Source organism: Salinivibrio sp. YCSC6 (assembly GCF_004916735.1).
Lineage (GTDB): Bacteria > Pseudomonadota > Gammaproteobacteria > Enterobacterales > Vibrionaceae > Salinivibrio > Salinivibrio proteolyticus.
In genome coordinates this window covers 2,308,361-2,331,874 of record NZ_CP039516.1, presented here as the reverse complement: position 1 = coordinate 2,331,874, position 23,514 = coordinate 2,308,361, and the positions used below count along the sequence as shown (strand labels likewise).

Sequence of the window (23,514 nt, the reverse complement as noted above, 5' to 3'; positions counted from 1 at the left end):
GGAACATGATGACAACACTAACAGATAAACTGCAGCGTGAGATTGGTTACCAATTCAATAACGCGGCATTACTTGAGCTTGCACTGACACACAGAAGCGCCAATGGCACCCACAATGAGCGTTTGGAGTTTCTGGGTGATTCCATTCTCAGCTTTGTGATTGCTGACGATCTCTACCACCGTTTTCCTAAAGTGGATGAGGGGGATATGAGTCGTATGCGCGCGACCTTAGTTCGTGGCAATACCTTGGCTGAGATTGGCCGTGAGTTTTCACTGGGCGAAGTACTGCGCCTTGGCCCAGGAGAACTTAAAAGTGGCGGCTACCGCCGAGACTCAATTTTGGCGGATGCGGTAGAAGCGCTGATTGGTGCTATCTTTTTGGATAGTGATATTGATACGGTGCAGCGCATTATCCTCAATTGGTATCAACAACGCTTAAATACCATTGAGCCGGGCGTCAGCCAAAAAGATCCCAAAACCCGCTTGCAAGAGCACCTACAAGGCAAGCGTAAACCGCTACCGTCTTACACGGTAATGAAAGTACGTGGCGAGGCACACAACCAAGAGTTTACGGTGGAGTGTCAAGTGGCAGGACTGGAGCGTTCTGTGATAGGTAAAGGCAGCAGTCGTCGCAAGGCAGAGCAAGCGGCTGCGGAATTAGCATTACAGAAGTTGGCACAATGACACAAGCACAGCACTGCGGATTTATCGCTATTGTCGGGCGTCCAAACGTCGGCAAATCGACCTTGCTCAATCGTCTCGTTGGGCAAAAGCTCTCGATTACGTCACGCAAACCGCAAACCACGCGCCACCGTATCATGGGCGTAGATACCCGTGATAACTATCAAGCCGTCTATGTAGATACACCGGGGCTGCATATTGAAGAGAAGCGCGCGATCAACCGCCTGATGAACCGAGCGGCAAACAGCTCGTTGACCGATGTGGAGCTCGTTCTTTTCTTGGTGGATGGCACCCACTGGACCAAAGATGACGAAATGGTTCTGAACAAGCTGGCGCGTTCAGGGTTGCCAACCGTACTCTTGGTTAACAAAGTCGATAATGTGCGTGAAAAGACTGAGCTCTTCCCGCACCTACAAACCTTGTCGGAAAAGATGGAGTTTGTTGATGTGATCCCAGTGTCCGCGAAACACGGTACCAATATCGATGTGGTCGAGCAGCGTGTTCGCGATGCCTTACCTGAGTGTGAGTACTACTTCCCTGAAGAGTATGTGACAGATCGCTCGCAACGCTTTATGGCGTCAGAGATCATTCGTGAAAAGCTAATGCGTTTCACGGGTGAAGAGTTGCCTTACTCTGTGACCGTCGAAATCGAGCGCTTTGATTACAATCCAGAGACGGATGGTTTTCATATCAATGGCCTGATTTTGGTCGAGCGCCATGGCCAAAAGAAAATGGTGATTGGTAAAGGCGGCGAGAAAATCAAACGTATCGGCCGTGAGGCCCGACTCGATATGGAAGATCTGTTTGAGCGCAAGGTCTACCTCGAGCTTTGGGTCAAAGTAAAATCCGGTTGGGCAGATGACGAACGTGCACTGCGCAGCTTGGGCTACATTGACGATCTCTAAGTTACCCACTCGGTAGCCATACACAGGAGGGGCGGCGTGGACGGCTTTCAACGCGGTTTTGTGCTTCACTCACGCCCCTATAGCGAAACCAGCTTGATCCTTGATGTGTTCTCTGAAGGCGAGGGCCGAGTTAGCTTGCTTGCTAAAGGCGCGCGCGGTAAGCGCTCTGCACTCAAAGGCGCCTTACAACCTTTCACCCCGCTGTTGCTAAAATGGGGCGGTCGCGGTGAATTGCGTACTTTACGAAGCGCTGAAGCGACCGGTTTGGCGTTACCACTTTCTGGAAATGCGCTCTATTCTGGCTTTTATCTCAACGAAGTTTTGATGCGCGTCCTTGAGCCGCAAACGCCGTACCCGACGGTCTTCCTCGATTATGTCACTGCACTGACGCAACTAGCACGCTATAACAACCCCGAGCCGGCACTGCGCCGTTTTGAACTCGCGTTACTCGAGGCGCTGGGCTATGGGGTTGATTTTCTTCATTGCGCTGGCAGTGGTGACCCGATTGACGATAACATGACGTATCTGTTTCGCGAACAACAAGGGTTTGTCGCGTCCCTGATGAAAAGCCAACAGCGGCAGTTTACCGGTCACGATCTGCGTGCGCTGGCGACGCGTCAATTTGACACCAGCGACCAATTGCGGGCTGCGAAGCGGTTTACACGCATTGCGCTTAAGCCATACTTAGGCCCTAAGCCGCTAAAAAGCAGAGAATTGTTTAGAAGGAAATAATCATGAATAAGATTTACTTGGGTGTGAATATTGATCACATTGCCACCGTGCGTAATGCGCGTGGCACCGCGTACCCAGATCCTGTCCACGCGGCTGAAATGGCAGAACGTGCCGGAGCGGATGGCATCACTGTCCATTTGCGTGAAGATCGTCGTCATATCACGGACCGCGATGTGCGCATTCTCAAAGAAACGCTACAAACGCGCATGAATTTAGAAATGGCAGTGACCGATGAAATGGTGAAAATTGCCCTCGACACCCAACCAGAATTCGTCTGCTTAGTTCCCGAAAAGCGTGAAGAATTGACCACGGAGGGAGGGTTAGATGTCGCCGGTCAGTTAGACAAAGTAAAAGCGGCAACACAAACCCTGACTCAGGCGGGCATAAAAGTGTCGCTATTTATCGATGCTGACCGTGAGCAGATTGATGCCGCTCACCAGTGTGGTGCGCCTTATATTGAGCTGCATACAGGTCACTATGCTGATGCCAGTAACGACAACGACCGCCAAGCTGAATTGAAGAAGATTTCTGCTGCTGCCAGCTACGCGGCGGATCTGGGTATTAAAGTGAACGCCGGACACGGCCTGACTTACCATAACGTCACGCCGATTGCGGCGATGCCAGAAATGCATGAGCTGAATATTGGTCACGCGATTATTGGCCGCGCCATGTTTGATGGCCTGCAAAAAGCAGTGGCGGATATGAAAGCGATTATGGAGTCTGCGCGTCGCTAATGGCCATTTTAGGCGTTGGCACTGACATTGTTGAGATAGCGCGCATTGAGGCGGCGCTGTCTCGCAGTGCCCGTTTTGCGGATCGTATTCTGACTGAGCCAGAGCAGGCGCAAATGGCGGCAACTCAGCAGCCAGGGCGCTATTTGGCGAAACGGTTTGCCGCGAAAGAAGCTGCCGCGAAAGCACTAGGAACCGGGATTGCTCAAGGGGTCAGCTTTCAAGACTTTACGGTGAGCAATCAACCGTCGGGGCAGCCTGTGCTGACCCTGTCTGGCAAGGCACAACAGCTAGCGATAGCCCGAGGTGTCAGCCATTGCTGGCTGACGCTCTCTGATGAAAAAGCCTATGCGGTGGCGCACGTAATCCTTGAAGGCACACCGGCGGCTTAAGGCCGCCGAGGGTGTTTTACGCGTCGTCGTTCAAATACTGGGGCGCCAGCTGCTCGATATGGGCAATCTCATCTTGTAGTTCCAATAACTCTGGCTCGACGGTGTCGATATCTGCGCCTGCTTTGAGCTGCGTTTCTAGCTCATGACACAGCGCTTTGAGTTGCGGAACCCCGCTGTATGCGCAGCTGCCATGTAACTTATGAATTGCTTGCCATAAATCCTCGGTAGAGCAGGTACCGGCCAATGCGTGCTCCACGATGGTTTTGACACCAGCAAATGAGGCAATCAGCATCTCTAGCATTTCTTTGGCGAGATCTTCTTTACCCGCGGCTTGGCTTAACGCTCGTTGCCAGTCGAGGTGGCGCGCACTTTGATCGGTGCAAACCGCTTTCGGGGCGGGTTCCACATCACTCACCATCACGGCGGAAAGCTCGTCAAAGCGTAGCCAGCGTGCGAGGGTGCTTTCTAACATGGCTTCTTCAATCGGTTTAGTCAGATAGTCATCCATCCCCGCTTCCAATAGGCGCTCGCGCTCGCCCGGCATCGCATGGGCGGTGACAGCCACAATGGGGGTTTGCTGATTCATGCCCGCTTTACGAATTTCCTGACAGGCCGTGACCCCATCCATTTCTGGCATCTGGATATCCATCAAGATGATGTCGAAGGCTTGCTGGTGGGCAAGTGCTAAGGCTTTAACCCCATTTTCGGCGGTCACCACTTTCTCGACCCGTTCGGCCAGCAAAGCGGTGATCAGCTTTAAGTTGGCGGGGTTATCATCGACGGTCATCACTGTGTACGGCGCTTTTTGATGGCTGCTGGGTTTCGGCAGTGGTAGCGGCGTAGGCTCGGGCGAGCCTAGTAATGTCTCAAGGAGCTTGCGTTGTGGGATAGGTTTTGCAATACAGGCGCTGACGCCGGCTTTTAATAAGTGTTCGGAGGCTTCCAGCTCAGTGGTCGGTAGACACACAATCACACTGTTTGCTCGCTGCTCACAGGCGAGCACGGCTTGTTTCATGCTTTCGATTTCTGGCATTTTTCCGGCGTCAAAGCATAACAGCGCAAAGGTGTATGCGTGATCGCTGAGCATCTCGACATCGGCGACGGTATCGATGTTTAACCCCACTTGCCCTAATCGATGACGGAGGATCTCCCGTGTGCGAGGGTTGGGTTCAACAATGACCAGATCACGGCCAACCAACGGCTCGATATCAATTGGCTGCGAGACGGGTAAATCAGTCTGAGTGAGTTTCAACGTAAACCAGAATGAAGAACCTTGGTGGAGGCGGCTGGTAAAGCCGATGTCCCCGCCCATCTGTTGCACCAATTTTTGGGTGATCACCAACCCAAGGCCTGTCCCGCCATAACGGCGTGAGATACTGGCATCGGCCTGACGGAAAGCTTGGAAAAGCTGGGCTTGCTGGCGTTCTGAGATGCCAATGCCGGTATCTTTGACCATAAACTGCAGCTCCATGGTTTCATCATGTAGCTGTTTTAAATCGACACTGACATCAATATTGCCGCGCTCTGTGAATTTGGCAGCATTACCAATTAAGTTGATCAGCACTTGCTGAATACGTAACGGGTCACCAACCGCGCCAGCAGGGATACGGGCATCGGCACGTAAGGTTAGCTCCAGCCCTTTTTCATGCGCCATGGGTGCGAGCAGACGCATGACTTCATCCAGCATGTCTTGGAAGTCAAAAGGAATGTTTTCCAGCAGCAGTTTCCCAGCTTCGAGTTTGGAGAAGTCGAGAATGTCGTTGATGATGGTCAACAGGTTGTTGGCCGACTTTTCTATGGTTAGCAAGTAATCGCGTTGGCTACTGCTCAACTCTGTTTTCAACATCTGACGGGTAAAGCCAATCACCCCGTTCAAAGGCGTTCTCAACTCGTGAGACATATTCGCTAAGAACTCAGATTTCACCCGAGCGGCTTCTTGAGCATTCTTTTTGGCAATGTCTAATTCAACGTTTTGGATCTCGAGCTGCTCGAGGGTTTCGCGCAAGTCACAGGTAGCCTGATCAATGCTTTGCTGCATTTCCAAGTGATACTCGGAAAGCGAAATGGCCATGGCGTTGATGCCATTTTTGAGGGTATCGAGCTCACCTAGCAGCTCACCTTCAATACGAACATCCAAGTGCCCGCGACGGATCCTATCGACTAAGCTCACCATATTCGCAATGGGATGGGTGACATCTGAGATCAATCGGTATGCAAAGAAGCATGAGAGGATCACGCCGAGTGCGACCATCACCAATGCGGTGATCATCTCTTGATATTGCTTTAGCCGCACCGAGCTTAGATCCAGCTCCATCGCAATATAGCCTAAGGGGCGCTCGACGTTTAACCCAGGCGTAAAACGGCCAATTTCCAGAATAGGCGCCCGTAAAATCAGGGTCTCTTGCTGTTGGCTTACCTGTAACTGGGTCGGGATGGGTTGGCCATTATTGACCGATAGCATCGCCAAATCACGGTGATAGTTGGAGGTAACAAACAATTCGTTGTGGCGATCGAACACCGCAATACTGCGCACAAACTGGGAGTGCTGACGGTGCGCAAAGCCAATCAAGCGTCGCACATTTTCACGGCTATCGTTTTTTAATCCAACCTCACTGGCAATCGCCAAAGGCTCGATAATGGCAGACCCTGTGATGGTAAGTTGTTGTTCCAAATCCTGATAACGCGTGCTGGTAAAGAACGCACTCAGCAGGAGGCCAACAATCAAGGTAGGCGCAATGGTCAACACGGAGACACGGGTGCGGAGTCCATATTTGGTCATGCTGGATAAACTATGGGAAAATAATGGCTGTAATTAGCTGCCAGTGTACATGATTCAATAACTAAATAGTCAGCGAACTATCACAACTCCCACTGGCAGGACCTCTTTGACTCGCTTGCGACGACAAGCACTTTGACACTGGAATCCACCATGGCGCGCTTTTTTAAGCCTCAGAAGAAAAAAAACGTTGAACAAAAGCATCAGCTGCTCGCGATTCAACGCCTCGACCACCACGGTGATGGGGTCGGCTATTGGCAGAAAAAACCTGTCTTTGTTCCGGGTACTTTGCCCGGTGAACAGGCGCTGGTGCAGCTCACCGAGCAAAAGCGCCAGTATGCGCGGGCCAAACTGATTAAACTCGACCAGCGCGCGGAAACTCGCATTGAGCCGGCTTGTCCTTTGTATCGGCAATGTGGCGGCTGTAGTTTGCAGCATTTAAGCCACTCAGGCCAAGTGGCACACAAGCGCGCAGTGCTGACAGAATTGATTGAAAAATTTGCCGGAGACGAGACGGTCGAGCTGTCGGATGGCGCCATCGATAGCCCTTGGCAGTATCGTCGTCGCGCGCGCATCAGCTTGAAAGTCGATAATAAAGGGGCGCTGACCATGGGGTTTCGAGCCCGTCAAAGCAATGCCATTGTCGATGTGGGCCACTGTCCTGTTCTCAGTGAACCATTAAATCAGCTGCTTGCTAGCTTACGGCCTTGTTTAGATGGGCTGCGAGGACGCCGAATCCTCGGCCATGTTGATTTGATTGAGGCAGACAATGGCTGTATTGCGTCGTTGCGCACCACCAAGGCGTTGCACCCAGAAGATAGGCAAGCGCTTCAAACATGGGCAGAGCTGACAGGCTGCATGTTGTATTGGCAGCAAGCTGACGGGCCGCTTGAGCGAGTGGTGGGCGAGCCCCCGTATTACGAGAGCCAACAAACCCGCCTCCATTTTCAGCCTGGCGACTTTATTCAAGTCAACGCGGCGGTGAACCAAAAGATGGTTGCCCAAGCTCTGAATTGGCTAGAGCTTGCGTCAACCGATGTGGTGTTGGATCTGTTTTGTGGTCTTGGCAATTTCAGCATCCCCATGGCAAAACAGGCGAAAACCGTGATTGGTGTAGAAGGGGTTGAGGCGATGGTGTCGCAAGCTCAGGATAATGCGAAGGTCAACCAAGTAAGCAATGCGCAGTTTTACCAAGCAGATCTCAATGGTGAGACGCTGAATGGGGACTGGACACGGCACGCATTTGATAAAATCCTGCTCGATCCTGCCCGAGCAGGGGCTGCCGGAGTGATGGACTTTGTGGCACAATCTAGCGCTACACACATTGTTTATGTGTCCTGCAACCCAGCAACGCTGGCGCGGGATAGTCGCGTGTTGTTGGCGCAGGGTTACCAACTAACTCGCTTGAGTATGCTTGATATGTTTCCGCAAACAGGGCATTTGGAATCCATGGCACTGTTTCGACGCTAGGCGTCGTCAATGATGTGTTCGATCTAAAGCCACGCGGTTAAACATGGATATGCCTCTTTCGCTGAGGCGAAAGATAAGGATAGGAACAGTTATGGTTGCGGTACGAGAAGCCCATCTGCATGAAGATGAAGCCTTTGATCTTCAAACTTGGATTGCGCGGTTAGGACAAGACGCCTCAACCGCTCAAGCACTGCTGGATGGGTACAATTACTGTCGTACGTTAGGGGATGAAACGGCGCTGAGCCAACCGCTGTGGCGTGGCCGAGAGATGATTGAAATCTTGGTGACCCTGAGTATGGACGCCGACACGCTCCTCGCCGCGCTCTTCTTCCCGGTGGTGGAAGCCAAATTGCTGGCGCTCGATACCTTGGAAGAGCGCTATTCGCCCGCGATTGTCAAACTGATTGAGGGCGTGCAGCAAACCGCCGCCATCCGTCATTTGAATACCCAAACCGATGCCGAAGCGACCTCCGCGCAGGTGGATAATGTTCGCCGTATGTTGCTGTCTATGGTCGAAGATTTCCGTTGCGTGGTGATCAAGCTGGCGGAACGTATTTGCTATCTGCGTGAAGTTAAAGATGCACCGGAAGAGGTGCGTCTGCAGGCGGCGAAAGAGAGTGCCAACATCTATGCACCATTGGCCAACCGTCTCGGTATTGGTCAGTTAAAATGGGAAATCGAAGACTACGCCTTCCGCTACCAGCACGCGCAGACCTATAAACAAATCGCGAAGCAACTGGCTGAGCGGCGCATCGATCGCGAAAACTACATTACCGCGTTTGTCACCGATCTGCAGCAGGCGATGGAAGCTTCTCATATCAACGCGCAAGTGTATGGCCGTCCCAAGCATATCTACAGTATTTGGCGCAAAATGCAGAAAAAAAATCTGCAGTTTGATGAACTGTTTGATGTACGTGCGGTGCGCATTATCGCCGAAGAGCTACAAGACTGTTACGCCGCATTGGGCGCGGTGCACACCAAATATCGCCACTTGCCGAAAGAGTTCGATGATTACGTCGCCAACCCTAAACCCAACGGTTATCAGTCGATTCATACCGTCGTATTGGGGCCGGAAGGCAAACCGGTTGAAATTCAAATTCGCACCCGTCAAATGCATGATGATGCGGAGCTTGGGGTGGCGGCGCACTGGAAGTATAAAGAAGGCTCGGCCAGTGGACGTAGTGGCTACGATGAGAAAATTACCTGGCTGCGAAAACTCTTGGCGTGGCAAGAAGAGATGTCAGACTCAGGCGAAATGCTGGATGAGTTGCGCAGCCAAGTCTTTGATGATCGCGTGTATGCCTTTACACCGCGTGGTGATGTGGTCGACTTGCCAAGCGGTGCGACGCCGCTCGACTTTGCCTACCACATTCACTCTGAAGTCGGCCATCGTTGCATTGGTGCCAAGGTAGAAGGACGCATTGTGCCTTTCACCTATCACTTACAGATGGGGGATCAGGTTGAAATTATCACCCAAAAAGAGCCCAACCCCTCACGTGACTGGCTGAATCCAAGCTTAGGCTTTGTGAATTCGAGCCGAGCGCGAGCAAAAATCAACGCTTGGTTCCGCAAACAAGACAGAGATAAAAACATTGCCGCGGGTAAAGAAATTCTCGATACCGAACTACAAAAAATTGGCGGTGCCAGTAAAGATGCGAGTTTGGCGCTTAAGCGCTTCAATGTGAATTCACTGGAAGAGCTGTATGCGGGGGTCGGAAGTGGCGATCTGCGCATCAATCAGGTGGTTAATCACATTAACAGCCTGATCAACAAGCCAAGCTTGGAAGAAGAAGAGCAACAGTTGCTGGAAAAACTTCAGCAAAGTGAACAAAAAACTGTAGGTGGAAAAACCCATCGTGATGCGGTGGTGGTTGAAGGGGTTGATAACCTGATGACCCACCTCGCGCGTTGCTGTCAGCCGCTGCCAGGTGATGACATTATGGGCTTTGTGACCCAAGGACGCGGTATTTCAGTACACCGTGCGGATTGTGAGCAACTGAACGAACTTCGTCACCATGCGCCGGAGCGAATCATCGCGACCGTCTGGGGGAAAGGGCATGTCGGGCAATACCATGTGCGCATTCGCTTATCCGCCAATGAACGGACCGGATTAGTCAAAGACATTAATACCGTGCTCAGCAATGAAAAAGTCCGCGTTGCGGGCATGCAAAGCCGAGTCGATTACAAAAAGCAGATGTCTATCATGGACTTTGATTTAGAGATTTCGGATCTCGACACGCTTAGCCGAATTGTAAACCGGCTGGAGCAGGTCAAGGATGTGGTAGAAGCCAAACGACTCAGATAAACATCACGCCCTGTTATCGACAGGGCGTTTTTTTAAGGATAACGAAGTATGGCGTCGATTGACGATTTACTGACTATCATGGCGACCTTGCGCGACCCACAAAAAGGGTGCGATTGGGATAAAGCCCAAACTTTTGCCTCCATCGTGCCTCACACGCTCGAAGAAGCCTATGAAGTGGCCGATGCCATTGAGCGTGAGCACTGGTCGGACCTAAAAGATGAATTAGGCGATTTACTCTTTCAAATAGTGTTCTACAGTCAATTGGGACACGAGCAAAATCGCTTTGATTTTGATGCCGTCGTGGGGGCGATTTGTGACAAACTCACCCGTCGTCACCCGCATGTCTTTGATCCTAAAGATAGCCAAGGTGAGCCGCTGCACGGCCCGGATTGGGAAGGGATTAAAGCGCAGGAGCGTGCCGACAAAGCGGCGTCAGAGCAACCCACTAGCGTGTTAGACGGCGTTACGTTAGGCCTTCCCGCACTGGTGCGGGCACACAAACTGCAAAAACGTTGTGCGCGAGTGGGGTTTGATTGGGATGCGGTGGCGCCGGTGCTCGATAAAGTACGCGAAGAAATTGCCGAGGTTGAGCAAGAACTGGCAATCACGCCGGTAGACCCCGCGCGGGTGGAAGAAGAAATCGGCGATTTATTGTTTTCGGTGGTAAATCTGGCACGCCACGTAGGCACGGATGCGGAATCCGCGTTGCGTAACGCGAATCAAAAATTCGAACGACGTTTCCGTCAAGTTGAAACTCAATTACGCAATGATGAAAAAAATATTCAAGAATGTCAGTTAGATGAACTGGAATCGGCCTGGCAACAGGTCAAAAAGCAGGAAAAAAGCAACACGCTGTAAGTTTCATCATTGATTTGCGACAAATAAAAACAGTATGGTGTGTGATAGTTTTCACGTTGTGGGAGTGAGTGGGGTCTGGTATCATGACTTCCCGTCCAGATTTCCATTAATTTCCTCTAAATCCAACTCTCAGGTTTAGCATGACGACGAATTACATTTTTGTTACGGGCGGTGTTGTATCCTCCCTCGGTAAGGGTATTGCTGCAGCCTCATTGGCAGCCATTCTTGAAGCGCGTGGCCTCAACGTCACCATCATGAAACTCGACCCTTATATCAACGTGGATCCAGGGACAATGAGCCCTACCCAGCACGGGGAAGTATTCGTCACGGAAGACGGCGCCGAGACCGACCTTGACCTCGGTCACTACGAGCGCTTTATCCGCACCAAAATGACCAAGCGTAATAACTTTACCTCTGGTCGCGTATACGCGGATGTTCTGCGCAAAGAGCGCCGCGGAGATTACCTGGGAGCGACCATTCAGGTGATTCCACACATCACTAACTCGATCAAAGACCGCATCATCGCCGGTGGTGAAGGTCACGACGTGGTGATCGTGGAAATTGGCGGCACTGTCGGTGATATTGAATCACTGCCATTCCTTGAAGCGATTCGCCAACTGACCGTGGAAGTCGGCCGTGAGCGTGCGATGTTTATGCACCTTACCTTGGTGCCATACTTGGCTGCGGCGGGTGAAGTGAAAACCAAGCCGACCCAGCACTCGGTAAAAGAGCTTCTATCAATTGGTATCCAGCCGGATGTCCTTGTTTGCCGTAGTGAGCGTCCAATTCCAGCCAATGAGCGTGCAAAAATTGCACTGTTCTGTAACGTGCCAGAGAAAGCGGTTATCACCATGAAGGATGTGGATTCAATCTACAAAATTCCTTCATTGATTCGCTCTCAAGGACTGGACGACTTGGTTTGTCAGCGCTTTGGCATCCAAGCGCCGGAAGCCGACCTGTCTGAATGGGAACAAGTCATTTACGAAGAAGCCAACCCAATGGGTGAAGTCACCATTGGTATGGTGGGTAAGTACATCGAACTGCCTGACGCGTATAAATCTGTCAACGAAGCGCTGAAGCATGGCGGATTGAAAAATCGTCTGACTGTCAACATCAAGTATGTTGACTCACAAGATCTCGAAACCCGCGGCACTGAGCTGCTCGACGGTTTAGATGCGATTTTGGTTCCGGGCGGTTTTGGCGATCGCGGCGTCGAAGGCAAAATCCTTGCCGCACAATATGCGCGTGAAAACAAAGTGCCGTATCTTGGCATTTGTTTAGGCATGCAAGTGGCGTTAATTGAGTACGCCCGTAATGTTGCTGGGATGGAAGGAGCTAACTCCACCGAATTCAGCAAAGACAGCAAATACCCAGTGGTGGGACTGATCACCGAGTGGGTCGATGAAGAAGGTAACGTGGAAGAGCGTAGCGAATCCTCTGATTTAGGCGGCACTATGCGTCTAGGCGCACAGCTTTGCCACCTGTCTGAAGGGTCTAAAGCGCATCAGCTATATGGCAACACTCAAATCCACGAGCGCCATCGTCATCGCTACGAAGTGAATAACTTGCTGCGTCCACAATTGGAAAAAACCGGTCTACTTGTATCGGGCTTGTCGGCGGACAAGAAGCTGGTAGAAATCATCGAAAACCCAGCACATCCATGGTTTGTGGCCTGTCAGTTCCATCCAGAGTTCACCTCGACTCCTCGCGACGGCCACCCGCTATTCGCCGGGTTCGTTGCGGCTGCAGGTAAAAAGCAGCGCGGTGAGCTATAACACAAATGTGAAGCGGTAGTCCTGACGGGCGGCCGCTTTTTATTTTTTGAATACAATGACAGACGAGAGGAATCACAATGTCTAAGATCGTTAAAGTTCTAGGTCGTGAAATTATCGATTCACGCGGTAACCCAACTGTAGAAGCAGAAGTGCACTTGGAAGGTGGCTTTGTTGGTATGGCGGCAGCGCCATCAGGTGCGTCTACCGGTTCTCGCGAAGCACTAGAGCTGCGTGACGGTGACAAGTCACGTTTCATGGGTAAAGGCGTACTGAAAGCGATTGAAGCGGTTAACGGCCCAATCGCAGAAGCACTGCTAGGTAAAGACGCGAAAGCCCAAGCTGACATCGATCAGGTGATGATCGACCTTGACGGCACTGAGAACAAATCTAAGTTCGGTGCTAACGCGATCCTAGCGGTTTCTCTGGCTAACGCAAAAGCTGCTGCGGCGGCGAAAGGCATGCCTTTGTTTGAGCACATCGCTGAACTAAACGGCACTGCGGGTCAGTTCTCAATGCCTCTACCAATGATGAACATCCTCAACGGTGGTGAGCACGCGGACAACAACGTTGATATCCAAGAGTTCATGATCCAACCTGTTGGTGCGAAAACCCTGAAAGAAGCACTGCGCATTGGTGCGGAAGTATTCCACAACCTAGCCAAAGTTCTGAAGGCCAAAGGCCTAAGCACTGCTGTTGGTGACGAAGGTGGTTTCGCGCCTAACCTAGAGTCAAACGCTGCTGCGCTTGCTGCGATCAAAGAAGCGGTTGAGAAAGCAGGCTACGAGCTAGGTAAAGACATCACTCTAGCGATGGACTGTGCTGCGTCTGAGTTCTATGACAAAGAGCAAGGCATCTACAACATGAAGGGTGAAGGTAAAACCTTTACTTCAGAAGAGTTTAACCACTACTTGGCGAAACTGGCTGAAGAGTACCCAATCGTGTCTATCGAAGACGGCCTAGACGAGTCAGATTGGGATGGCTTTAAGCACCAAACTGAACTGCTGGGTGACAAACTTCAGCTAGTGGGTGATGACCTGTTCGTAACCAACACCAAGATCCTGAAAGAAGGCATCGAGAAAGGTGTGGCGAACTCTATCCTGATCAAATTCAACCAAATCGGTTCTTTGACCGAAACCTTGGCTGCGATCAAGATGGCGAAAGACGCGGGCTACACTGCCGTAATCTCTCACCGTTCAGGTGAAACTGAAGACGCAACCATCGCTGACTTAGCGGTTGGTACTGCAGCAGGCCAAATCAAAACTGGTTCTATGAGCCGTTCTGACCGTGTTGCCAAGTACAACCAGCTGATCCGTATCGAAGAAGCGCTGGGTGAAAAAGCACCGTTTAACGGTCTGAAAGAAGTTAAAGGTCAATAATAAAAGTCGCAGCCGATTGGCTGTGATGGAAAGGCACCTTGCCTTTCACTGTTGACCCCAAAAGCCGCCTTTATGGCGGCTTTTTTGTATTCAAGGGCGTATGAATGGATAAGAGGTGCGTTTGAGCGCATCTTCACGCGCCAGATAAACAGAAAACCATGACACCGGCGGTCTGATCCGCTAGCCTATGCGGTTAGCATAATTGACGTTGCTGGCCCACTGAACACCTAAGGAGTGAAACCATGAGACTGCTATCTGTTGCGCTATTTATCACTCTGGCGTGGCTGCAATATGAATTGTGGCTGGGCAAGAATGGCGTTATGGATTATTGGCACACTCAGGCAAACGTCGTGGTGCAACAACAAGCGAACCAAAAGCTGGTGAAGCGCAACCAACAAATGTATGCCGAAATCGCGGATCTCAAACGTGGACAAGAAGCGATTGAAGAGCGCGCCCGTAATGAGTTGGGCATGATTAAACCTGACGAAACCTTTTTTCGTTTAGTCGACGCAACGCGATAACCCATCATCCGCACGATCGCGGACTAATCAAAGAGAAAACGCGTGGTAGAAAAAGCCTCTTTGCAATCAGGAATTACAGCGGTGGTGCCCGCCGCTGGCGTAGGCAGTCGCATGCAGGCAGACTGTCCAAAGCAGTATTTACACCTTTCAGGTAAGCCGTTAATCACCCACACCGTTGAACGCTTGCTGAGTCATGCTGCGATTGACCGCGTGATTATCGCGATCGGTGAGAACGATGGCTATTTCGCTGAGACCGGACTGGGCGGCAATCCGGATATTACCGTCGTCAAAGGCGGTGCAACGCGGGCACAATCGGTACAGGCAGGGCTTGAGGCAGTACAGACCCGTTGGGTGATGGTGCATGATGCAGCACGCCCCTGCGTCACTCACAAAGACATTGATGCCTTGATTCACGCAGCCCAAAGCCATTCTGACGGCGCGATCTTAGCTGCTCCGGTTCGCGACACTATGAAGCGGGCACAGCCGGATGGCTGTATTGCACAGACTGTCGACAGACAGGCACTGTGGCATGCCTTGACGCCACAAATGTTTCCCACCCTGCACTTAAAAGTGGCATTGGCAAGCGCTGGTGATCAGGTGACTGATGACGCGTCGGCGATTGAGGCGGCGGGTGGCCACCCGCTATTAGTTCCTGCCAGTGCCAGTAATATTAAAGTGACGCATCCTGAAGATAGGGTGCTGGCCGAGTTTTACTTATCGCAACAAGAAGGCAAATCATGATGCGAATTGGACATGGGTTTGATGTACACAAATTTGGTGGTGATGGCCCGGTGATCATTGGTGGTGTTGCTGTGCCTTATGAACAAGGGTTGCTTGCGCACTCGGACGGTGATGTGGCACTTCACGCCCTGTGTGATGCATTGTTGGGCGCGATTGCGGCCGGTGACATTGGCCAGCATTTCCCAGATACCAGTGATGAGTGGAAAGGCGCGGACAGTCGTATGTTGCTGCGCGACGTTTACCGCAAAGTACAAGAAAAAGGTTATCGTTTGGGTAATGCAGATATCACTATCATCGCCCAAGCGCCAAAGATGGGCCCGCATATTCCCGCCATGTGTGCGGCGATTGCTGACGATCTAAAGGCCCCCATCGATGCCATTAATGTAAAAGCAACCACCTCAGAGCGACTCGGTTTTACCGGGCGTAAAGAGGGCATTGCTTGTGAAGCCGTTGTGCTACTAACAAAAGAGACGCTATGACAGACGTACTTGCTCCCCTGGCTTATATGCATGGCCAGCCGACTCAATCCGGCCAAATCAAACACTCGCCAGACGACTTTTACGTCTCGGAAACCCTCGGTTTTACCCCGTCGGGAGCCGGTGAACACTTTCTAGTGCGAATCAAAAAGCGTGGCGAGAATACGCGCTATGTGGCCAATGAGCTGGCTAAAGCATGCGGTGTGTCATCACGACAAGTGAGTTGGGCGGGCCTGAAAGATAGGCATGCGGTGACCGAGCAGTGGTTCAGCGTACAATTACCGGGCAAAGCCGATCCTGATTTAAACGAGTTTGTCGCCACGCATCCTGGCGTACTGAGCATTGAAGCGACCGCTCGCCACCATCAAAAACTGCGGCCGGGTGATCTTATCGGGAATGATTTTGTGCTGCAGATCCGCGCTCTAGCCAATCCGAGTGCATTGGTGCCGCGCTTAGAGGCCATTGCAACCCAAGGCGTCCCTAATTACTTTGGTGAGCAGCGGTTCGGCCGAGAAGGGAACAACCTTGACGCAGCGCGAGCATGGGGACGCGGTGAGCGCAAAGTGAAAGATAAAAGTAAGCGCAGTTTTTACCTCTCTGCGGCGCGTTCATTGCTGTTTAATCACGTGGTTTCAGCACGCCTCGAGGCAGGCTGTTTTAGCCAAACACTGGCGGGTGATCTGTGCGTTGACGATGCCGACCAACTCGTCGCCTGCAACCAAGCCGGCGTTGAAGGGATGCGTATTACCGCCCCTCTGACCGGTGACAACGCCCTTCCCACCACAGACAGTGCGCAGCAGTTTGAGCAGGCGGTTCTCGATAAAGAGCCGGATCTGCTCGCCGTGATCCGCAATAACCGCATGCGCCATGACCGCCGAGAGATCCGCTTGTTGCCGAAAAATATGACGTGGGAGCTGGATGCAGACAGCTTGTGTGTGCGTTTTTCTCTGCCTGCCGGCGCTTTCGCCACCACAGTGATGCGCGAGCTGATTAGCCCACAAGAACAAGGAGAGCAGGATGCGCATACTGATCAGTAATGACGATGGCTACCACGCGCAAGGGATCCAAACGCTCACTCACGCTCTGAGTGAGATTGCCGAGGTGGTGGTCGCTGCGCCGGATCGAAATTGTTCGGGCGCGTCGAACTCTTTAACGCTTGAGAATCCGCTGCGGGTTCGTGAACTCGGTCCTGGGCGTTTTGCGGTGCAAGGTACGCCCACTGACTCAGTCCATTTAGCGTTGAACCAATTGGTTCCGTGGCAACCTGACTTCGTGATCACCGGCATTAACCACGGTGCAAACTTGGGCGATGATGTGCTTTACTCCGGCACCGTTGCCGCGGCCACGGAAGGGTTCTTTCTCGGTGCCCCTGCGATCGCGGTTTCACTATGTGGTCATCAGCATTTTGACACCGCCGCCCATGTGATTAAGCAGTTTTTGGCTAAAAACCAGCGCCATGCCGCCCCCAGTCATCGTCTGATTAATATCAATGTGCCGGATGTGGCGATTGAAGCGTTAAAAGGATGGAAGGTGACCCGTCTTGGTGCCCGTCACCATGCCGAAGATGTGATAAAACAAGGCGATCCGCGTGGGAAACCCATATACTGGATCGGGGCGCCCGGAAAAACGCAAGATGCCGGACCGGGCACGGATTTTCACGCCATAGCGGAACAATACGTTTCTATTACGCCGCTTCAGGTGGATCTTACCGCTCACGACACGCTCGGAGCGTTTTCTCAGTGGTTAGCGGAATAGCTACTGAAAACAAGCTGGCGAAGTTAACGCGCTAGCCTATCTCGTTCGATTAATACTCAGTGATAAAGGAAGCAGACGTTGAGTCAAGCGCAATCACTTATTCAATTTTTGCAGCAACAAGGTATTGATAACCAAAGCGTTCTAGACGCAATGCAAGCAGTGCCCCGGCATCTGTTTGTCTCTGAAGCCATGACTCACCAAGCATATGGAAACAATGCGTTACCGATTGGGTGGGGACAAACTATCTCACAACCTTATATTGTGGCTAAGATGACAACATTGCTCAATTTGCGACGCGACAGTCGCATTTTGGAAATAGGAACCGGCTCTGGCTATCAAACAGCGATACTTGCTCAGCTGGTGGATCAGGTTTATTCCGTTGAACGGATTAAGCAGCTGCAAATGCTCGCCAAGCGACGCCTCAAGCAGCTCGACATTTATAATGTGGCCACCAAGCACGGTGATGGTTGGCAAGGCTGGCCGGCGAAAGGTCCTTATGATGGGATTATCGTCACCGCGGCGGCAGAGCGTATTCCAGATGCATTATGCCAACAATTGACAGAAGGCGGTGTGATGTTAATTCCCGTTGGAGAGCACCAACAAACGCTCATCAAGGTGACAAGGCAGGGCGAAGAGTTTCTGACCGAAACGATTGAATCGGTGCGTTTTGTGCCCCTTGTTGCCGGCGAACTGGCCTAACTACGCTGTCTATGGAGTAGAAACTAAAAACAGATGAAAATCGCGTTTTTTCTTTTATCAGTAGTCATACTTTCTGGGTGTGCTTGGCATGGCCCGGCACCCGTATCTAGTGTGACGCCTGACTACTCCAGTGTCGACAGAGGTAGCTACCGCGGTAGCTACTACGAAGTGAAGAAAGGCGATACGCTCTACTATATCGCCTACATCACCGATCGTGATATTGACGACATCATCAAACATAACAACCTTCAACCGCCTTACACCATTTATCCGGGTCAAACCTTAGCGTTGTGGAAGCCTGCGTATCAGCGTCCTGATGTGGCAAAGTCCACCTCAGGGGCAACAAATGTGGCCTCTGCCACAAGTTCAGCTGCAAAAGCTGCGGCGGTAGCAGTATCTTCTAGTAAAAGCACCGAAAATGGTAAATTCGGTCAAGAAAAGAAGGCGAAAACGGCGGTTTCGCAACAAAAAGCAGTTGAAGCCCAATCAACCACAGGGTACAGTCAAACTAAACAAAAAAGTAAACAAGCTGTTAACAACAAGCGGACGGCGAGCGTATCTAACCAACAGATAAGCTGGCAGTGGCCAACCAACGGCCGAATGGTGTCGCGATTTTCTAGCACTGAACGAGGCAATAAAGGCATAGATATTGCTGGACAACGAGGACAAAGCATTCAGGCAGCGGCAGACGGAAAAGTCGTATACGCCGGAAGCGCGCTTCGAGGTTACGGCAAATTAATAATAGTGAAACACAATGATGATTACCTGAGTGCGTATGCACATAATGACAGGTTCTTGGTTTCAGAAGGCCAGTCTGTCAAAAAGGGGCAGAAAATAGCTTCAATGGGCAGTACAGGTACAAACAGTGTTCGGTTGCATTTTGAGATTCGCTACAAAGGAAAATCGGTCAATCCGTTGCATTACTTGCCTAAGCGATAGCGCTACAAAGGTGTGATATCGTCAAGCCACCAGTGTGACGGGGCCGGTGAAAGCAGAGATGCGCTCTGCTTAGCTGCTACGCCATAAGGGAGGCGCTATGAGCCAAACTAACACCGCGAAAAAACTGGACGGCTTGGATCAAGACGTGGATTTCGAGACCTTGGATGCGCAAGTTGAAGAGGTTGCCGAAGAGGTTGAAGAGGCTGTACAACAGCACGCTGCGACATCCAAAGCCCTAGATGCCACACAACTCTACTTGAGTGAAATTGGTTTTTCACCCCTGCTGACCGCCGAGGAAGAAGTGTTGTATGCGCGTCGTGCCCTACGTGGTGACGAAGTGGCACGTAAACGCATGATCGAGAGTAACCTCCGTTTGGTGGTGAAAATTTCTCGACGCTACTCTAACCGAGGTCTTGCGCTATTGGATCTGGTCGAAGAAGGCAATTTAGGTCTGATTCGCGCCGTTGAAAAGTTCGATCCAGAGCGAGGCTTCCGATTCTCTACCTACGCCACATGGTGGATTCGCCAAACCATTGAGCGTGCCATCATGAACCAGACGCGTACCATTCGCTTGCCGATTCACGTGGTGAAAGAGCTGAATGTCTACCTGCGTACGGCGCGTGAACTGGCACAAAAACTTGACCATGAACCGACTGCCGAAGACATTGCCGCCCAACTCGATAAACCGGTTGAAGACGTCAATCGCATGCTGCGTTTGAACGAACGCATTGGCTCGGTAGATAACCCAATTGGTGGGGATTCAGAAAAAGCGCTGCTGGATATCATCGCCGATGAAAAACAAGATGGTCCAGAGCACACCACCCAAGACGACGATATGAAAAAGTCGATCGTGCAATGGCTACAAGAGCTGAACCCCAAACAACGTGAAGTGTTGGCGCGTCGCTTTGGCCTTCTTGGCCACGAAGCCTCCACGCTTGAAGACGTGGGGCGTGAAATTGGTCTAACCCGTGAGCGCGTGCGTCAAATTCAAGTTGAAGGATTGCGTCGCCTACGCGATATGTTGACCCAGCAAGGACTGAGTATTGAGTCTTTGTTTAATGTCGAGCAATAACGGCTCTAATCGCAATAAGCAAAAAAGGACGGCCAAGGTGCCGTCCTTTTTAATGCGTTATTGGATGATTAGCGAGACTGTTGGAGGGCTTTGAGTGCATAGAGTGCATCAAGCGCTTGACGAGGTGTCATCTCATCGGGGTTGAGCGCGTCAACGGCCTGATCGAGCTCACTGGGTTCAGGAAGCAAAGGGAGCTGTGTTGGCACGGCCTGATTGTTAGATGTGTCGCCAGTGACTTTTTGTTGGCCACTTTGTTCTAACTGCGCCAATTTATGCTTGGCTCGGCGGATCACCGGTTTAGGGACGCCAGCTAATCCTGCCACCGCTAGCCCGTAAGATTTACTCGCCGCGCCTTCTTGTACGGCGTGCATAAAGGCAATCTCATCACCATGCTCCACCGCGTCCAGGTGGACATTCACCAAGCCGTCCATTTGCCCCGGTAGTTCGGTGAGCTCAAAATAATGAGTGGCAAACAGAGTCATAGCTTGAATCTTCTCGGCCAGCCATTCAGCACTGGCCCATGCCAGTGATAAGCCATCATAGGTACTGGTGCCACGGCCAATTTCATCCATCAAGACTAAACTGTGTGCGGTTGCATTGTGCAAAATATTGGCCGTTTCTGTCATTTCTACCATAAAGGTGGAGCGTCCTGAGGCAAGATCGTCAGACGCACCAATACGGGTGAAAATGCGATCGACCGGTCCAATGACGGCACTGTCGGCAGGCACATACGCACCAATATGGGCCAACAAAGCAATCAGCGCGGTTTGACGCATGTAGGTCGACTTACCCCCCATATTAGGGCCGGTAATGATCAGCATACGCCGTTCAGGGCTCAGTGAGATAGGGTTCGGAATGAAGGGGTCTGTCATCACTTGTTCGACGACTGGATGGCGACCTGCTTCAATCTCCACACCGGCTCGGTCACTGAGCTGAGGGCGGTGATAATTAAGCGTGTCAGCGCGCTCGGCGAGATTACACAGCACATCGAGGGCGGATAACGCTTCAGCCGCACCCTGCAATTGAGCGAGGTGAGGAAGCAATAAATCAAACAGCTCTTCCCACAACCGTTTTTCCAGCGCCAAAGCCGTAGACTTGGAGCTTAGCACCTTGTCTTCATGCTCTTTGAGCTCAGCAATGATATAGCGCTCCGCGTTTTTAAGCGTTTGACGGCGAATGTAATGCGCAGGGACGCGATCGCTTTGTGCGCGGCTAATCTGGATATAAAAGCCATGCACTTGGTTGTAGCCGACCTTTAAAGTATCAATGCCGTACTTGTCACGCTCGCGCTGTTCTAGCTCCTCAAGGTAGCGCGATGCGCCGTCAGACAGCTCACGCCATTCATCGAGTTCCGCGTGATAGCCGGGGGCAATGACTCCACCATCGCGGATCACCACCGGCGGGTTATCGACAATTGCCCGCGTCAGCAAATCTGTAAGCTCAGGCATAGGCTGAGTTGCTTTGGCATAGTGTGCAAACGCGGGGTGATTCAATTCACTGAGCTGTGACTGAATCGCCGGCAGCTGTGCAAGCGCAGTCCGTAGGCGGGCCATATCGCGTGGGCGAGCAGAGCGCATCGCCAAGCGTGCTAACACGCGTTCAATATCGCCAACGGGCTTGAGCTCGGCGGCGAGATCGCCATAAAGCCCAGTATCAAGCAATGTCTCTATCGCATCCAATCGTTGATTGAGTACCCTTCGGTCGCGGAGCGGTTGATGTAGCCAACGCTTAAGCAAGCGGCTTCCCATCGGGGTGGTGGTACGATCCAGCACGTCGGCCAAGGTATTATCATGGCCGCCAGCAAGGTTTTGTGTGATCTCAAGGTTGCGGCGTGTCGCAGCATCTAGCACCACCGCGCTGTCTTGTTGTTCTTTGATGATCGCCCGAATATGAGGCAGGGCAGTGCGCTGGGTATCTTTGGCGTATTGCAACAAACAGCCTGCGGCACTGAGCCCGCGCGCGCAGTCTTCTACGCCAAAACCAATCAAGTCTCGGGTGCCAAACTGGGCGGTCAACTGACTACGGGCCGTATCGAGGTCAAACTCCCAAATCGGACGACGGCGGGCGCCTTTGCTTACCGAAAGCAGGTCGGGGTAGGCAAAATCCTCAGGATAGAGCAGTTCGGCCGGTTGGGTACGCTGCAGCTCTGCCTGCATTTGTTCTAACGTTTGTGGCTCACTCAACACAAAACGGCCGGACGTAATATCTAAGGTGGCAAAGCCAAAGCCAATATCATCGGCGATGATGGCGGCCACTAAATTATCCACTCGCTCGCTCAGTAATGCCTCATCAGAGACGGTGCCGGGTGTGACAATACGCACAACTTGGCGCTCGACGGGTCCTTTGCTGGTGGCCGGATCGCCAATCTGCTCGCAAATGGCAACGGGTTCGCCCAATTGGACAAGCTTGGCAAGGTATCCTTCTACCGCATGGTAAGGCACGCCTGCCATTGGGATGGGTTCGCCATTTGAGCTACCGCGCTTGGTCAGTGAGATATCAAGCAATTGTGAGGCGCGTTTGGCGTCGTCGTAAAAGAGTTCGTAAAAATCTCCCATACGGTAAAAGAGCAGCTCCTCAGGGTGCTGAGCTTTTAACTTGAGATACTGTTGCATCATGGGCGTGTGTTTTTCGAGCGCTTGTACTGTCACGACTAGACCTGCAAAATGGAACGTTAAGGCCGCTTAGAATACGTGATGTCGGGGCACAGGGTAAAGCCACGTCATGTGGATTTCGGTGCCATGAAAAAGGAGAAACACGTGGACCACTTATATTCACTGGCAAAGCAGCTAGGTGATGTACTGGCTGATGCACAATTGACCATCACCACCGCTGAGTCATGCACGGGTGGGGGAATCGCCTATTGCCTGACGGATGTTGCGGGTAGTTCACAATGGTTCCATCAAGCCTTCGTGACTTACAGCAATGACGCGAAGCAGCGTTTAGTGAAGGTACCTGATATGGCGCTCGAGCAGTATGGCGCAGTGAGTGAACCTGTGGTGACGGCAATGGCTGAGGGCGCGCGTGAGCATGCAAACGCAGATGTTGCGATTGCCGTTAGTGGCGTGGCCGGGCCATCAGGAGGGAGTGAAGAAAAACCAGTCGGCACCGTCTGGTTTGCGTGGGCATGGCGAGAGGATGAAACCGAGACCGAAGTCTGTCACTTTGATGGCCACCGCCGTCAAGTACGCGAGCAAACCATTGCGCACGCACTTGGTCATGTTTTAAATCGGCTACAGTGACGTGTTTGGGTTGTGGGACACATCAGATTTTTTCTGATCAGCTCTAGACACTGTATAAATGGACAGTATACT

21 protein-coding genes are annotated in these 23,514 nt (G+C 51.9%); 19 read left to right on the top strand and 2 right to left on the bottom strand.

The window, feature by feature from the left end; all coding sequences use genetic code 11:
• Positions 1-8: 8 nt before the first annotated feature.
• From rnc to acpS, 5 genes are read left to right on the top strand one after another with little or no spacing between them, the layout of a single operon-like run.
• Entirely contained in the window at positions 9-683 is a 675-nt protein-coding gene (gene rnc, locus E8E00_RS10765; RefSeq protein ID WP_069591301.1) for a ribonuclease III, read from the top strand.
• On the top strand, positions 680-1,585 hold the full coding sequence (gene era, locus E8E00_RS10760) for a GTPase Era (RefSeq protein WP_069591303.1): 906 nt from the start codon (positions 680-682) through the stop codon (positions 1,583-1,585). The genes rnc and era overlap by 4 nt, the downstream gene beginning before the upstream one ends.
• 36 nt (positions 1,586-1,621) lie before the next feature.
• Positions 1,622-2,317, top strand: coding sequence for a DNA repair protein RecO (gene recO / locus E8E00_RS10755; RefSeq protein ID WP_069591305.1), 696 nt, complete (start codon positions 1,622-1,624; stop codon positions 2,315-2,317).
• Between the two features lie 2 nt (positions 2,318-2,319).
• Positions 2,320-3,051, top strand: a complete 732-nt coding sequence (gene pdxJ, locus E8E00_RS10750) for a pyridoxine 5'-phosphate synthase (RefSeq protein WP_069591306.1) — start codon at positions 2,320-2,322, stop codon at positions 3,049-3,051.
• The gene (acpS, locus tag E8E00_RS10745) at positions 3,051-3,440 is read left to right on the top strand and encodes a holo-ACP synthase (RefSeq protein ID WP_069591308.1); all 390 of its coding nucleotides are present in this window, start codon (positions 3,051-3,053) and stop codon (positions 3,438-3,440) included. Before pdxJ ends, acpS begins: the two co-directional genes overlap by 1 nt.
• Positions 3,441-3,456: 16 nt before the next feature.
• Here the strand turns inward: acpS and barA are convergent, their stop codons facing one another.
• Positions 3,457-6,219, bottom strand: a complete 2,763-nt coding sequence (barA, locus tag E8E00_RS10740; RefSeq protein WP_096630980.1) for a two-component sensor histidine kinase BarA — start codon at positions 6,217-6,219, stop codon at positions 3,457-3,459.
• Between the two features lie 150 nt (positions 6,220-6,369).
• Here barA and rlmD point away from each other — a divergent pair, with 150 nt between their 5' ends.
• The 13 genes from rlmD (at position 6,370) to rpoS (ending at position 20,203) form a co-directional block, all read left to right on the top strand.
• Positions 6,370-7,686, top strand: coding sequence for a 23S rRNA (uracil(1939)-C(5))-methyltransferase RlmD (rlmD, locus tag E8E00_RS10735; protein ID WP_096630983.1), 1,317 nt, complete (start codon positions 6,370-6,372; stop codon positions 7,684-7,686).
• 91 nt (positions 7,687-7,777) lie between these two features.
• The gene (gene relA, locus E8E00_RS10730) at positions 7,778-9,991 is read left to right on the top strand and encodes a GTP diphosphokinase (protein WP_069591315.1); all 2,214 of its coding nucleotides are present in this window, start codon (positions 7,778-7,780) and stop codon (positions 9,989-9,991) included.
• Between the two features lie 48 nt (positions 9,992-10,039).
• On the top strand, positions 10,040-10,849 hold the full coding sequence (gene mazG / locus E8E00_RS10725) for a nucleoside triphosphate pyrophosphohydrolase (protein WP_096630985.1): 810 nt from the start codon (positions 10,040-10,042) through the stop codon (positions 10,847-10,849).
• Between the two features lie 140 nt (positions 10,850-10,989).
• Positions 10,990-12,624: a CTP synthase gene (locus E8E00_RS10720; RefSeq protein WP_069591319.1), complete on the top strand. Its 1,635-nt coding sequence runs from the start codon at positions 10,990-10,992 to the stop codon at positions 12,622-12,624.
• 77 nt (positions 12,625-12,701) lie between these two features.
• On the top strand, positions 12,702-14,000 hold the full coding sequence (gene eno / locus E8E00_RS10715) for a phosphopyruvate hydratase (RefSeq protein WP_077455265.1): 1,299 nt from the start codon (positions 12,702-12,704) through the stop codon (positions 13,998-14,000).
• A 242-nt stretch (positions 14,001-14,242) separates the two neighbouring features.
• A complete protein-coding gene (gene ftsB, locus E8E00_RS10710) occupies positions 14,243-14,521 on the top strand; it encodes a cell division protein FtsB (protein ID WP_069591125.1) in 279 nt (92 codons plus the stop codon).
• A 42-nt stretch (positions 14,522-14,563) separates the two neighbouring features.
• Positions 14,564-15,262: a 2-C-methyl-D-erythritol 4-phosphate cytidylyltransferase gene (gene ispD, locus E8E00_RS10705; protein WP_168174068.1), complete on the top strand. Its 699-nt coding sequence runs from the start codon at positions 14,564-14,566 to the stop codon at positions 15,260-15,262.
• Positions 15,262-15,741 (top strand): 2-C-methyl-D-erythritol 2,4-cyclodiphosphate synthase, encoded by a 480-nt coding sequence (gene ispF / locus E8E00_RS10700; protein WP_069591121.1) that lies wholly within the window; start codon positions 15,262-15,264, stop codon positions 15,739-15,741. Before ispD ends, ispF begins: the two co-directional genes overlap by 1 nt.
• Entirely contained in the window at positions 15,738-16,775 is a 1,038-nt protein-coding gene (gene truD / locus E8E00_RS10695) for a tRNA pseudouridine(13) synthase TruD (RefSeq protein ID WP_069591119.1), read from the top strand. Before ispF ends, truD begins: the two co-directional genes overlap by 4 nt.
• Positions 16,756-17,493: a 5'/3'-nucleotidase SurE gene (gene surE / locus E8E00_RS10690; RefSeq protein WP_069591117.1), complete on the top strand. Its 738-nt coding sequence runs from the start codon at positions 16,756-16,758 to the stop codon at positions 17,491-17,493. Before truD ends, surE begins: the two co-directional genes overlap by 20 nt.
• Before the next feature lie 78 nt (positions 17,494-17,571).
• On the top strand, positions 17,572-18,192 hold the full coding sequence (locus E8E00_RS10685; protein ID WP_069591116.1) for a protein-L-isoaspartate(D-aspartate) O-methyltransferase: 621 nt from the start codon (positions 17,572-17,574) through the stop codon (positions 18,190-18,192).
• Positions 18,193-18,225: 33 nt separating this feature from the next.
• Complete coding sequence (gene nlpD, locus E8E00_RS10680) at positions 18,226-19,131, top strand: murein hydrolase activator NlpD (protein ID WP_096630987.1); 906 nt, start codon at positions 18,226-18,228, stop codon at positions 19,129-19,131.
• A gap of 97 nt (positions 19,132-19,228) precedes the next feature.
• Positions 19,229-20,203, top strand: coding sequence for an RNA polymerase sigma factor RpoS (gene rpoS / locus E8E00_RS10675; protein WP_069591112.1), 975 nt, complete (start codon positions 19,229-19,231; stop codon positions 20,201-20,203).
• Between the two features lie 68 nt (positions 20,204-20,271).
• On the opposite strand, the gene mutS is transcribed toward rpoS, so the two are convergent.
• A complete protein-coding gene (mutS, locus tag E8E00_RS10670) occupies positions 20,272-22,851 on the bottom strand; it encodes a DNA mismatch repair protein MutS (protein WP_096630989.1) in 2,580 nt (859 codons plus the stop codon).
• Between the two features lie 108 nt (positions 22,852-22,959).
• Here mutS and E8E00_RS10665 point away from each other — a divergent pair, with 108 nt between their 5' ends.
• Entirely contained in the window at positions 22,960-23,442 is a 483-nt protein-coding gene (locus E8E00_RS10665; RefSeq protein ID WP_069591108.1) for a CinA family protein, read from the top strand.
• Positions 23,443-23,514 lie beyond the last annotated feature (72 nt).

Excerpts from the sequence above, each read along its gene's own strand:
- rnc (WP_069591301.1), top strand. The coding sequence starts at position 9 with ATGACAACACTAACAGATAAACTGCAGCGTGAGATTGGTTACCAATTC.
- era (WP_069591303.1), top strand. The coding sequence starts at position 680 with ATGACACAAGCACAGCACTGCGGATTTATCGCTATTGTCGGGCGTCCA.
- pdxJ (WP_069591306.1), top strand. The coding sequence starts at position 2,320 with ATGAATAAGATTTACTTGGGTGTGAATATTGATCACATTGCCACCGTG.
- acpS (WP_069591308.1), top strand. The coding sequence starts at position 3,051 with ATGGCCATTTTAGGCGTTGGCACTGACATTGTTGAGATAGCGCGCATT.
- barA (WP_096630980.1), bottom strand. The coding sequence starts at position 6,219 with ATGACCAAATATGGACTCCGCACCCGTGTCTCCGTGTTGACCATTGCG.
- rlmD (WP_096630983.1), top strand. The coding sequence starts at position 6,370 with ATGGCGCGCTTTTTTAAGCCTCAGAAGAAAAAAAACGTTGAACAAAAG.
- relA (WP_069591315.1), top strand. The coding sequence starts at position 7,778 with ATGGTTGCGGTACGAGAAGCCCATCTGCATGAAGATGAAGCCTTTGAT.
- mazG (WP_096630985.1), top strand. The coding sequence starts at position 10,040 with ATGGCGTCGATTGACGATTTACTGACTATCATGGCGACCTTGCGCGAC.
- E8E00_RS10720 (WP_069591319.1), top strand. The coding sequence starts at position 10,990 with ATGACGACGAATTACATTTTTGTTACGGGCGGTGTTGTATCCTCCCTC.
- eno (WP_077455265.1), top strand. The coding sequence starts at position 12,702 with ATGTCTAAGATCGTTAAAGTTCTAGGTCGTGAAATTATCGATTCACGC.
- ftsB (WP_069591125.1), top strand. The coding sequence starts at position 14,243 with ATGAGACTGCTATCTGTTGCGCTATTTATCACTCTGGCGTGGCTGCAA.
- ispF (WP_069591121.1), top strand. The coding sequence starts at position 15,262 with ATGCGAATTGGACATGGGTTTGATGTACACAAATTTGGTGGTGATGGC.
- truD (WP_069591119.1), top strand. The coding sequence starts at position 15,738 with ATGACAGACGTACTTGCTCCCCTGGCTTATATGCATGGCCAGCCGACT.
- surE (WP_069591117.1), top strand. The coding sequence starts at position 16,756 with ATGCGCATACTGATCAGTAATGACGATGGCTACCACGCGCAAGGGATC.
- nlpD (WP_096630987.1), top strand. The coding sequence starts at position 18,226 with ATGAAAATCGCGTTTTTTCTTTTATCAGTAGTCATACTTTCTGGGTGT.
- rpoS (WP_069591112.1), top strand. The coding sequence starts at position 19,229 with ATGAGCCAAACTAACACCGCGAAAAAACTGGACGGCTTGGATCAAGAC.